The 12664-nt window shown below is 45.7% G+C and carries 11 protein-coding genes; 8 read left to right on the plus strand and 3 right to left on the minus strand.

Features of this window, described 5'->3' with window-relative positions; translation table 11 throughout:
* Positions 1-104 precede the first annotated feature (104 nt).
* Positions 105-827 (minus strand): TorF family putative porin, encoded by a 723-nt coding sequence (locus IUA53_RS17965; protein ID WP_044055775.1) that lies wholly within the window; start codon positions 825-827, stop codon positions 105-107.
* Positions 828-1234: 407 nt separating this feature from the next.
* On the opposite strand from IUA53_RS17965, the gene rpe reads away from it, so the two are divergent.
* From rpe to IUA53_RS18005, 8 genes are all read left to right on the plus strand, one after another.
* Entirely contained in the window at positions 1235-1912 is a 678-nt protein-coding gene (gene rpe / locus IUA53_RS17970) for a ribulose-phosphate 3-epimerase (RefSeq protein WP_044055774.1), read from the plus strand.
* 19 nt (positions 1913-1931) lie between these two features.
* The gene (gene trpS, locus IUA53_RS17975) at positions 1932-2939 is read left to right on the plus strand and encodes a tryptophan--tRNA ligase (RefSeq protein ID WP_044446042.1); all 1008 of its coding nucleotides are present in this window, start codon (positions 1932-1934) and stop codon (positions 2937-2939) included.
* A gap of 38 nt (positions 2940-2977) precedes the next feature.
* Entirely contained in the window at positions 2978-3556 is a 579-nt protein-coding gene (locus IUA53_RS17980; protein WP_044055772.1) for an anthranilate synthase component II, read from the plus strand.
* A 266-nt stretch (positions 3557-3822) separates the two neighbouring features.
* Positions 3823-4986: an HDOD domain-containing protein gene (locus IUA53_RS17985; protein WP_044055771.1), complete on the plus strand. Its 1164-nt coding sequence runs from the start codon at positions 3823-3825 to the stop codon at positions 4984-4986.
* Between the two features lie 322 nt (positions 4987-5308).
* Positions 5309-6517 carry an aspartate aminotransferase family protein gene (locus IUA53_RS17990; RefSeq protein ID WP_196897508.1) on the plus strand — a complete coding sequence of 403 codons (1209 nt, stop codon included), beginning with the start codon at positions 5309-5311 and terminating at the stop codon, positions 6515-6517.
* 25 nt (positions 6518-6542) lie between these two features.
* Positions 6543-7580, plus strand: a complete 1038-nt coding sequence (gene astA, locus IUA53_RS17995) for an arginine N-succinyltransferase (protein WP_044055769.1) — start codon at positions 6543-6545, stop codon at positions 7578-7580.
* A gap of 15 nt (positions 7581-7595) precedes the next feature.
* Positions 7596-9065: a succinylglutamate-semialdehyde dehydrogenase gene (gene astD / locus IUA53_RS18000; RefSeq protein ID WP_196897509.1), complete on the plus strand. Its 1470-nt coding sequence runs from the start codon at positions 7596-7598 to the stop codon at positions 9063-9065.
* Between the two features lie 14 nt (positions 9066-9079).
* Positions 9080-9886 (plus strand): DUF1338 domain-containing protein, encoded by an 807-nt coding sequence (locus tag IUA53_RS18005; RefSeq protein ID WP_044446041.1) that lies wholly within the window; start codon positions 9080-9082, stop codon positions 9884-9886.
* Positions 9887-9955: 69 nt separating this feature from the next.
* Here IUA53_RS18005 and IUA53_RS18010 read toward each other — a convergent pair whose 3' ends face one another.
* Both IUA53_RS18010 and IUA53_RS18015 read right to left on the minus strand, forming a co-directional pair.
* Positions 9956-12109: a putative bifunctional diguanylate cyclase/phosphodiesterase gene (locus tag IUA53_RS18010; protein WP_231401188.1), complete on the minus strand. Its 2154-nt coding sequence runs from the start codon at positions 12107-12109 to the stop codon at positions 9956-9958.
* A 7-nt stretch (positions 12110-12116) separates the two neighbouring features.
* Complete coding sequence (locus IUA53_RS18015; RefSeq protein WP_044055765.1) at positions 12117-12656, minus strand: heme NO-binding domain-containing protein; 540 nt, start codon at positions 12654-12656, stop codon at positions 12117-12119.
* Positions 12657-12664 lie beyond the last annotated feature (8 nt).

Consider the following 12664-nt stretch of genomic DNA (forward strand, 5'->3'; position numbering starts at 1 on the left):
TCTCATTATAACCAAAGAAACATGAGTAACAAGTAAAAAATGCCTAAGGTGACGTTCACCTTAGGCATTGTACTCAACGTTAATGGTTAAAGGTAATAAAACCCTTACAGTTCGAAGTCTACTGCGTAACCCACGGTAAACTTGATTGAATCGTTGTCGTAAGCATCAGCACCAGAGTCATCTAAGTCTGTACCTGTAATCGCGAAGCTGAAACCGTCTTTCGATAGTGATACACCGTAATCTACATAGCCATCTGGTACACCGTTGAAGTCTTCAGCGAAATCACCTTGATGGTAGCCAGCGTGAATACCCACTTCTGCACCATTAAGCACTGGGAAGCCATAATCTACAGAGATGTAAGACGCTTGACCGAAACCATAGTCACGACCTTCGCCTTCATCAGCTTCTGTGTGTGCAAGCAATGAAAGTGTGACGCTTAAGCCGCCAAAGCCGACTGAGCCATAGACTTCCGCGAAATCGAACTCTGCTTCAGCATCGTAGTTGTAGTATAGGTAACCTACGTCATAGCTGATATCGCCAGACTCACCTGAGAAACCAAAATAGAGGTCGTGCTCGTAAGAGTAAACATCGTCGGCACCATAGTTTACGTTTGATACCCAAGTACCTGCGTAAAAGCCGCTTTCGTTTGCGTAGTCGATACCGCCTTGAACCGCTGCATCGTTTGTTGTTTGTGTAAGACCACGCCAGATATAGTTGCTTGTTACACTTGCGTTAGCCGTAATTTCTGCATACGAAGGTGCAGCAGCCGTTAAGCCTGCTGTTGTTAATGCTACTGCGATTAAGGCTTTTTTGAATGACCCTTTCATGTGTGTTCTCCAGTCTATTTAAACTTGTTGTTGACGTTTTTCTGTCTTGTTTTTCTTATATTTAGCTAGAGAAGAGCAAATCTGATGCCCATTTATGGCGCTTAGACCAGTTTGTTAAAAATAATGTTAAACAATTGAATTTACGGCATTATTATTATCGGTCAAATAGAGACTTCGGAAATAAGACGCAAAATGAGTGCATAAAAATGCACCATAAATGAGCGCGCTCACCATCTTAGGGCAGGCTTTCTCTGTGCCACAAAGTAAACCTAGAGCTATAGGAATGATGCGAGGCAAAACAAAGGAAAGGAATAAAAGCCTCTCGTTTACTTTTTTCACTGCAGGTAATTCGGTAAACTCCCCATTCTTGTTACATCGTCGTGTGCACCATGCACTAAGGAATAAGAATGAAACCCTATTGGATAGCGCCTTCTATTTTATCTGCTGACTTTGCGCGCTTGGGCGAAGAGGTAGAAAATGTGCTTAACGCTGGTGCAGATGTTGTGCACTTTGATGTAATGGATAACCACTATGTGCCAAACCTCACTTTTGGCCCTATGATTTGTGAAGCACTACGTAACTACGGCATTAAAGCCCCTATCGATGTTCACCTTATGGTAAAACCCGTTGATGATCTTATTAGCAAATTTGCTGATGCCGGGGCCAGTTTTATTAGCTTCCATCCAGAAGCTTCAGAACATATAGACCGTTCTTTACAACTTATTTTAGATGCTGGGTGTCAACCTGGGTTAGTCTTTAACCCCGCTACCCCCCTTCATTATTTAGATCACGTCATGGATAAACTGCATCACATTCTCATTATGTCTGTGAATCCGGGGTTTGGTGGGCAAGCATTTATTCCCAGTACCCTAGACAAAGTGAGAGCCGTTAAGCAGCGAATTAACGAAAGTGGCAGAGACATTCGAATAGAAATTGACGGTGGCGTAAAAGTCGATAACATTCGTGCCATAGCTGAAGCGGGTGCAGATATGTTTGTGGCAGGCTCTGCCATTTTTTCCCAACCCGATTATCGCCGCGTGATTGATGACATGCGCGCAGAATTATCTTGCCTTAATAAGGCCTAATTTTTTACAGGTAAATGTTATGAGTAATAAACCCGTTGTATTGAGTGGCTGTCAGCCTTCTGGACAATTAACCCTGGGCAATTACATGGGTGCACTTAAACAGTGGGTTTCCATGCAAGACGACCATGAATGCCTTTACATGCTCGTTGATTTACACGCGATTACAGTAAGACAAGATCCTAAGCAGTTATACGATGCGTGTTTAGATGGCCTCGCGCTTTACCTCGCTTGTGGTATCGACCCACAGAAAAGTACCCTGTTTGTCCAGTCTCACGTGCCCGAGCATGCACAGTTGTCATGGGTATTAAATTGCTACGCGCAAATGGGCGAACTTAACCGCATGACGCAGTTTAAAGATAAATCAGCCAAAAACGAAAATAACATTAATGTGGGGCTATACAGCTACCCCGTATTGCAAGCCGCAGATATCTTAATATATCAAGCGAACAAGGTGCCTGTGGGTGAAGACCAAAAACAGCATTTAGAACTCACCCGGGACATCGCCACGCGCATGAATAACCTTTATGGCGACGTGTTTACCTTGCCTGAGCCTTACATCCCAGAATTTGGTGCGCGCATCATGAGCCTTCAAGAGCCAGAGCGTAAAATGTCTAAGTCGGACACTAATCCCAATAACTTTATTGGTTTGCTCGAAGATCCTAAGAAAATCACCAAGAAGATTAAACGTGCGGTGACTGACTCAGATGAACACGCTAACATTTACTTTGATCCAAAAGAAAAAGCTGGTGTTTCAAACCTATTAACCTTGCTCTCTCTATCGACGGGTAAATCTATCGATAGTTTGGTGCCAGAGTACGAAGATAAAATGTATGGGCACTTAAAAGGCGATGTTGCTGAGGCGGTGGTTTCTCTTATTACCCCAATTCAAGAAGCTTATGCCGATTTACGAAACAACCGCGATTACCTAAACGAGGTGATGCGAAGTGGCGCTGAGAAAGCATCTGCCCGTGCAGAAAATACCTTAAAGCGGGTTTACGAAGCAGTAGGCTTTATTCCTAAACCTTAATACGCTGATTCATAAAGCTCGTTGTAGGCTAGACGCTCTTGTTGCTTTTAATAGATAACTTCGATTCATTTACACATAACCTAGCCAGGTACTTTCGAGAACTTGGCATTGACGTCAAGGTTGAGCGCAACAATGCCCTCAACCTTGCTGATATAGAAGCCTTATCGCCTAGCCATATTGTTATCTCTCCTGGCCCCTGTACGCCCAACGAATCTGGAATTAGCTTAGATGTGATTGCTCACTTTCAGGGGCGTACGCCTATTTTAGGGGTGTGTTTGGGGCATCAAGCGATCGGCCAGGTGTTTGGCGCAACGGTCACGGGGGCGAAGGAAATTAAGCATGGCAAGGTGTCTCGCTTATATCACAGGCAAACGGGGTTATTTAAAGGCCTGCCAGGCGATTTCTCTGTCACCCGCTATCACTCATTGGTCTTAGCCCCCGGGACATTCCCTGATTGTTTATCGGTAGATGCGTGGTGCTTAACGGAAGATGGTGAACGAGAAATTATGGCCTTATCCCATAAGACGCTGCCAATCTGGGGGGTACAATATCACCCAGAGTCCTTATTAACCGAATATGGTCACGCCGTGCTAAAGCACTTTCTTGAGGCCACCTAGGTGTATTCGTATTAGCTGAACATACCCTGGTGTCATTTCCGATAAATTAATGCATTAAGTTGTGCGCTATCCTGCCGATAAAAAATTACGCGCTAAATTCGCATTTCCGGTTGTTTTTGTTTACTTTTTATAGATATCAGTGTTGATATCGAAACCAGTGCATTAACCGCCTATTTTCGTGAACCTATAATGAGACAAAGGTGAGTTGAATGTACGTCAACCGTGCACAGACGCATGAGCAACATCGAAGCAGGAGCTTTTTCAATATGACGATGCCGTCAGCGCCGATTTCCGTCGAGGAACGGTTCGAGAACCTTCTCATTTCTCCAGAGCGCGCAATAAAACTGCTGGGTAAACGGATGCCCGGCGAAATTAGTTTTGAACAATCAGAACAGGGCGACGCGCGACGCCAACTTTTACATGTTGAAAAGGTTGCTATTGAAAACAAGCGCTTACAGGCGTTGTCTGAAGCATCTTATATTGATAGCGTGAGCCACTACTTACACGAGGTAGTGCTTAGCGAATTAACCGAGCAGCTAAGTTTTCCGGATGAATTATTTTCGAATGTGCTTAATTTAGGTGACGACACAGGCACCTTGTTAGATGCGCTTTCTGTTCGAGCGGCCTCCATCTCGAAATTAGAGCCCTTAGCAGCCAGCCAACCTTGGCTTTACGACGAGCTTATTCAAGTGGTGAATACACCACAATTTAGACGTCGCGATTCAAAAGGGCGCACCATTGTGGTTGAAACCCTTCGTACCGCATTAAGTTTTCTCGGTATCGAAAACCTTCGGCTTCTTATTCCCTCGCTAGTGGTTAAGCGAGCCATGCCGCAAATTACCGATCCCTTTCCTTGTATTAAATTGAAATTGACGCAATACAGCCAGGGAACAGCAGTCACCGCAAAACATATCGCCCCCTTATACAAAGTGCGCGCCCATGATGCCTTTGCCTTCGGCATGCTAAGCCAACTCGGCCGCTGCGCTATCATACGTTTGTATTTCAAGTTGTTCGACAAGGTGCACCTACATCTACTGCAAGAAAGCCAAAGAGACAAAGAACGCCAGCGCCATGAAGCATTATTAAAAATAGCGCCCTCAGCAAACTATCTCATTGCTTTACAGGAAGAGTTCGCTGACAAAGTCGCTGCTGATATGCTTGAGCACATGATGCTGAAACGTTTGTTTTTAGGTAACGCTATGCGCAACTGTGCTGATAATTTACCCGCAGAACAGGGCAGCCTGCACAATATACTGGAACAAGCACGTACCTATACAAAGGTGAGAATGCTCCATTCCACTAAGCTCGTTAGTATTGCCGATGTAAAACCGGTATTTAAGGCGCAGAATTACCCAGAGCGCGCGCTGGAAAAACTAAAATCTGTTGATATTTTCACCCTTCCGATGTCAAAAGAAGAAGAATTTAGTTAAATTTTATTGGATATTCATGCATCTGAGAAGCAAACTTTTAACCCTGACTAGATGCATGCCGCCCTCTTTTCTCCCTTATTATCCCTTCGCATAACGGCGTGTTCACCGGCGGTACCAAGCTATTCCTAAAGAGTATGGTTTAGCATTAAATAGTTATTCACTTTTCCTGCAAAATAAGCCACAGTCCTTATAAATAAAGGGCTGCAGCCCTTTTCAAACAAGACATTTGGTACAATAAATGTCATACTAACCCGCAATTCCGATTATTTTTTGCGCCTTTTCCTACTCTTGACCAAAGGCGCCTAATGCAGAGGTAACACAGATGAAAGTAACTCGCGCAACGTTTGATGATGTGATGGTGCCCAATTATAACCCCGCTGGTATGGTGCCTGTTCGCGGTGAAGGCTCTCGCGTCTGGGATCAGGATGGTGCGGAGTATATCGACTTTGCAGGCGGCATTGCAGTCAACGTGCTAGGCCACTGTCATCCAGAACTGGTGAATGCACTTAAGGAACAAGGTGAAAAACTTTGGCACCTAAGCAACGTATTCACCAACGAGCCGTCACTTCGTTTAGCCAGCAAATTGGTTAACGCCACGTTTGCCGATAAGGTGTATTTCGCCAACTCTGGCGCAGAAGCCAATGAAGCTGCCTTGAAACTGGCTCGCCGTTGGGCACTCGATAAACATGGTGAAAATAAAAACCAGATTATCGCATTTAACAAAGGCTTCCACGGACGCACATTCTTTACTGTTACCGTAGGTGGACAAGCCGCCTACTCTGATGGATTTGGTCCTAAGCCCGGTGCTGTAGATCATTGCGACTATAATGATTTGGCCGCTTTTGAAGCATTAATTTCAGACGATACCTGCGCTGTAATGATGGAACCGCTACAAGGTGAAGGGGGCATTATATTACCCGATGCCGACTTCGTTAAAGGCGTACGTGCACTGTGTGACAAACATAACGCGTTGCTCATTTTTGATGAAGTGCAATCGGGCGTTGGCCGTACCGGGCACTTATACGCATACATGGGCTTAGGCGTGACGCCGGATATTCTAACCACAGCCAAATCCCTTGGTGGCGGCTTCCCTATTGGTGCCATGTTAACCACCACTGACATCGCCGCGCACCTGAAAGCAGGCACCCATGGCAGTACCTATGGCGGAAACCCTTTGGCATGTGCTGTAGCAGAGCGCGCATTAGACATTGTTAATCAGCCAGAAGTACTTGAAGGCGTAGTGAAAAAAGAGGCGCTGTTTAGAGAATATATTAGTGCGATTAACGAAAAATACGCTGTTTTTGAGGAAGTTCGAGGTCAAGGTATGTTATTGGGCTGCGCGCTTAATGAGAAATATCAAGGCCGAGCACGCGACTTCATGATGGCCGCCACTCAGGAGCACCTCATGTGTTTAGTGGCAGGTGCTAACGTCATCCGTTTCGCGCCTTCTCTTGTTATCCCAGATGAAGATATCAAAGAAGGTTTAGCGCGCTTCGAGCGTGCAGTAGCAGCGGTTGTAAACGCTGAATAACGCCATCACTAGCGAGCAAGCGAACATGAATGTCATTCGCCCAATCAAACAAACCGACTACCAGGCTCTCCACGATATCGCGGTAGAGTCGGGTATCGGCTTTACCTCGCTCCCAGTGAACGAGGAACTGTTACAACGCAAAATTACCAGAGCAGAGCACGCATTTAATAAAAAAAGTGTTACTGCACCTGGTGACGAATCGTACCTTTTTGTTATGGAAGACAGCGCCACTCAAGAAGTGGTTGGCACTACCGGCATTGAAGCCGCTGTGGGTATTGAGGACGCGTTTTACCATTATCATTTAAGTAAAGTGGTGCACGCCTCGCGGGAATTGAATATCCACAATACCGTGGAAATTCTTACTTTCTGTAACGACTACACTGGCGTTACAGAAATTTGCACACTGTTTTTACGGGAAAAAGCGCGCGGCGGGATTAATGGGCGATTTTTATCTAAAGTTCGCTTTCTGTTTATGATGGAACACAGAACAAGATTTTCTGAAACCGTCATTGCTGAAATGCGAGGCGTCAGCGATGAAAAAGGGCGTTCTCCCTTTTGGGAATGGCTAGAAACCCATTTTTTCTCCATGGATTTTCCCACCGCAGACTACTTAACTGGTATCGGAAATAAGGTATTTATTGCTGAGCTTATGCCGAAATACCCGATATACGTCAATCTGTTGAGCAAAGAAGCGCAGGCAGTTATTGGTCAAGTACATACCAAAACCCGCCCGGCATTGCAGTTATTGGAAGAAGAAGGCTTTAGCTGTAGAGGCTATGTGGACATTTTCGATGCAGGCCCAACGGTAGAAGCTAATTTAAGCCACATTAGAACGGCCCAATCAAGCCTTAAGTTGCCCATAGTGATTGATGACGCCACGGCGGCACAAGGGCAAACCCACTATATTATAAACACCTCTGTTGCTGATTTTCGCGCGGTTGCCACCGAAATGGCCGTAAGCGAAGAACAGCAAGTGGCCGTATTGACCCGCCAGGCCGCGGCAGCGCTTAATGTAAGCGAAGGCGAGTATATTCGCTTTGCCCCAGTTAAATTCAGAGACTAATCAAAGGACACCCTCATGCTTCACACACATTTTATTAATGGCGAATGGGTAGCCGGTGAAGGTCACGAACTTTCATCTATAGACCCAGCAAAAAACGTTTCGATTTGGCAGGGTAAATCCGCCACATCAGCGCAAATTGATGCAGCGATTAACGCAGCTCGCAATGCGTTACCTCAGTGGAGCATGATGTCGGTAGAAGCCCGCCTTACCATTATTAAAGCTTATGGTGAAAAACTCGCCGAAAACAAAGAATACCTCGCAAAAGTGATGGCACAAGAAACCGGTAAGCCTGAATGGGAAACTGCCACAGAAGTAGGCGCCATGATGGGTAAAATTGGTATTTCCGAGAAGGCTTATTTTGAGCGTACAGGAAATGTTGAGAACCCCATGCCTGTAGGTAAAGCCTTTATTCGCCATAAACCCCACGGCGTTGTAGCAGTATTCGGTCCATACAACTTCCCTGGGCACCTTCCTAATGGCCACATAGTACCGGCATTAATTGCAGGCAACACTGTGGTGTTTAAGCCTAGCGATCTCACGCCTATGGTGGCACAAGAGATGGTTAAGTTATGGGCGGCAGCTAACCTGCCTGCTGGCGTTTTGAATTTGGTTCAGGGTGAAGTTGAGACTGGCAAGGCTTTGGCCTCCCACAATGACATAGATGGATTGTTTTTTACGGGGAGTTCACGTACAGGAAAAATACTGCACGAGCAATTTGCTGGGCACCCCGGCAAAATTCTCGCCCTCGAGATGGGAGGGAACAATCCACTCATCGTTAAGGGTGTTGCCGATACAGATGCGGCAGTTCATGACATCGTGCAGTCTGCTTTTATTACCTCAGGTCAGCGCTGTACCTGTGCACGACGATTGTTTATCCCTGCGGGGCAGCAAGGTGACGCATTGTTAGCCCGCCTTGTTGATGTTACCAAAAACATTAAAATGGGTGACTATGATGCTCAAGAGCAACCTTTCATGGGTGCCATGATTTCGGCGAATGCAGCAAAAGGCATGGTAAATGCCCAGTCTCAATTGGTTGGCCTTGGCGCCAACGTGCTGCTAGAGCTTACTCAGCCAGATGAAGAAAAAGGCTTTGCTACCCCAGGCATTATTGATGTCACAGATATATTGACGTCATTACCGGATGAAGAGCATTTTGGCCCGCTGCTAAAAGTGATTCGCTATACCGACTTTGATGACGCTATTCGCGAAGCAAATAATACCAGCTTTGGCTTATCAGCAGGTTTGCTTGCTGACAGTGAAGAAGATTACCACTATTTCTTTGCTCGAATTCGAGCAGGAATTGTCAATTGGAATCGCCCTATTACCGGCGCCAGCAGTGCCGCACCTTTCGGCGGCGTGGGAGACAGCGGCAATCATCGTGCTAGCGCTTTCTATGCAGCAGACTACTGTGCTTACCCTGTGGCGTCTGTTGAATTAGATAAAGTGACGTTACCCGGCAAACTTAGCCCAGGTTTATCTTTGTAAACGGAGAAGCGACAATGCACACTAATATTGATAGCTTGTTTGCGCATTTGTGGCAAGACTACGTATCTATTACGCCATCTGCGCATAAGATTCATGCCCTGTTAGCGGGTGAAAAAGAAGCGCGAGAGATTGTTAACGACCATGTCGCCTTTCGAACTTTTGCGCTGGATAAAACCCGTTTAAATACGTTAGCTGCACACTTTCTCGCATTAGGTTACGAAGAAAAAGGCGACTACAACTTTGAGGCGAAAAAGCTTAGCGCCAAACATTTTGAGCATCCTGATGACACCCAGCCTAAGGTTTTTATCAGCGAGCTGAGAGTTAATGAGCTTTCAGAAAAAGCACAAACCATTATTGAACGTCTCGTTGACGCTATGGACGCGGATGCCGTACATGCCGATAATTTTCTCTATTCTGGTCGCCACTGGGCAATCAGCAAAGAAGACTATGATATCTTATTGGACGAGTCGGAATATGCCGCGTGGCTTGCTGCATGGGGATTTAGAGCCAATCACTTTACCGTGAGTGTTAACCACTTGAATCACATAGACACCTTGAGCGACGTGAATGAACAGCTTAAGTCGGCGGGCTTTGTGTTAAACAGTGCTGGCGGTGAAATAAAGGGCGGCCCTGAGGTATATTTAGCGCAATCCTCAACAATGGCAGATAAAGCTGAAGTAGCCTTCAGTGATGCAGCGGCCGTCATTCCCAGCTGTTTTTATGAGTTTGCTCAGCGTTACACCATGCCCAATGGTGAACGCTACCAAGGTTTTGTCGCCGCCTCCGCAGACAAAATTTTCGAAAGTACCAACGCGAAATAAGCCAAAATCCAAAGCGCGTAATCGCGCTTTGGATTATCATTTAATGATGCCGTTTTCTGCCGTAGATGCCTAAGCAAATTCCACATTATGTTTGGCAAGAAATTGGTCGTAGGGCATTGGCTTGTCAAAGTAAAACCCCTGCATTAAACCTATGTCAGCTTCTTTCATAAAAGGAAGGTAAGATTCTTGCTCAACACCTTCAACCACAATTTCAATCTCTAAGCTGCTTAGCATGGCCACTAGCCCAGTGAAAAGCGCATGAGCTTTACTGTTTTGATGGATATCTTTCACTAAACTTCTGTCCACTTTGACCACTTCGAACTGGAAGCTTCGCAAGTAACTCAGTGATGAAAATCCACTGCCGAAGTCGTCTAGTGACAACCTAAAGCCAGCGTCCCGCAAACTGTTAAGCGACTGAACAGCGGCGCGCTCATCTCGTATAAATATCGACTCTGTTAATTCTAATTCAATCATGGAAGGGTAAACGTCACTGGCTTTGCATATGGCTTTCGCTTGTGGAGGGAAATCGGGGTCAAGCATCTGGTTTACGCTGATATTGATGGATAAGGGGACCGCCGTCCCCTGTTGCGATTCCATCATTGAGATATAGTCGCACGCAGCTTCCAATGCTTGCAGTCCAATGAGATGATCTAAATTATGCTCCTCAGCAAGAGGGATAAATACCGCGGGCGAAATAATGCCATGAAGCCCAGATATCCACCTGCATAATACTTCCCCTCCTTTAAGCTTGCCGTTAAGGTCGTATTTTCCTTGGACATAGTAATCTAGCAGGTGGTTTTCTGTGGCCCGACGCAAATCGTTGACCATGCTCACTTGCTGCGTCATGCTTTCATAGAGGCCTTCTTTATAAATGAAAACTTGACCTTTCCCCAGCTTTTTCGCTTGATACATGGCTGCATCAGCGCACTGTATCAAGCTTTCCACACTGTCTCCATGCTCTAAAGAGTGCGCCACACCAATACTCGCCGAGAGTATCAACTCAGTTTGATGAACAGGTATGACTTTCGCTTCAATCTTCTGTATTAACGAATTGGCAATTTGTATTGCTTGGGCAATGTCAGTATCTGGCAATACTGCAATAAATTCATCGCCTCCCCACCGTCCCACTTTACCGGTTTGACCGAATGAATGTATCAGTAAGCTGGCAACACGCTGTAATTCATTGTCACCCTTTTCATGCCCAGCGGTGTCATTAATTGCCTTAAACCCATCGAGGTCAATGAATACCAATATGAATGACGATTGCCCTTCGTAAATGTCTTCTATATACCCACGAAGGGCGTTACGATTGCTTAAGCCTGTAAGGTCGTCATATAGCGCTAACTGCTTTAGTCTATCCTCGTTTTGCTTTCTATCACTTATATCTCGCATAGTTGCAATGAGGTATGAAGACGTTTGCATGTAAGTTTCAAAAAGGGCGATAGAGACATCGACGGGAATTTCCTGTTTCGCGAGGGTGGTCACTTGAGATTCGAACCGCAACTGCTTATGCGCTGCTAAATTTTTTTGCTCCACCCTTTTCGCACTTAGAAGCTCGTTAAAATTTAGGCCCAGGCAGGCGTCTTTAACAGGGGCTTCTATCAGCCGAATAAAGGCTTCATTACATTCGGTAATCAGCAAGGCGGATGACAAAACCAGCATGGGTTCTCTGGAGCTGGCAAACGCAGAGGCCATTAAATGGAAAGATTGTTCGGCTTTACGTTGCTGAGTAATGTCTTTTGTTGTGCCAACAATGCGCAACGCCTCTCCTGCGCTTTCTCTATCAAGCACTCTCCCTCTTAGACGGACCCATTGATAGCCTTGTTGAACGTTGAGCCGAAAAGACAACTCAATTTTATCTCTATTCCCATGCAGTGCCATTGACCAATGAAACTGTAAACTCTCTAAGTCGTCCTCGTGAACTCGGGACATTAAGTCGATGAGAGTGCCAGACCATGTCGACACTGAATCGGCATGCAATGAAAACGCGCGGATATCCATCATGTCGGTATCTGCTTGCCATTGCCAAAATGACTCTTGAGACGCCCATAATGCAAGCTCTAGATTTTTTTGTTCCTGTTGGCTTTGCTCTAGCGCACGATAAAGCCCTGACGATTTTTCAGAAAGTAATTGCTCTGCGTTAATGCGCCCAGCTTTTTCTCGCTTTAACCGCCGTTCAAGTAGCGCGAGTTGTGCTTGCCAATCTTGAGGGGAATGAGTCACCACGCACCTACGAAATAACCTTTAGACTAAATTCATAGGTGTGTGGTGTGTCGAGTTGATGAGTCTCCCGCTCGAGCTCGCAATCAAAATAATGGGCAGCTCCATCCATAAGGCCTTCAGCCAGAGGATAAAGCTCACGTTCTGAATAATAACGCAGGCGCATTGTAGAGTCGGTACGGGATATAACGGTAAAACGAGGCAAATCAGCGTCAGGGTAAAGCTTTCTTACCTGAACGTGAATATCACCATCTAAATACTCAAGCATATGCAGCACATCATCTGCACCGGCTAGCACATCACCATGCACAGTAGACAGTTTCCCGAACAAGTAGTAACCGAAATCCCTAAGTAAGTCATTGGCCGACTTACCGGTTTTCTGTACCAAAATACCGACTATTTTTTGCATTTCTTCAAACGGGTAGTAGCCCACCGCGGTGTAGGCACCGTCATTAGTGAGATTGGCTTCTACAATAACTTCGTCAGCAAATTCTGGCGACACCTTGTCTTCAAGCATATCAATTAACGAAGTAAAAACGATCCCTAACATATCAACTC

Source organism: Alteromonas sp. B31-7 (assembly GCF_015767655.1).
Taxonomy (GTDB): domain Bacteria; phylum Pseudomonadota; class Gammaproteobacteria; order Enterobacterales; family Alteromonadaceae; genus Alteromonas; species Alteromonas australica.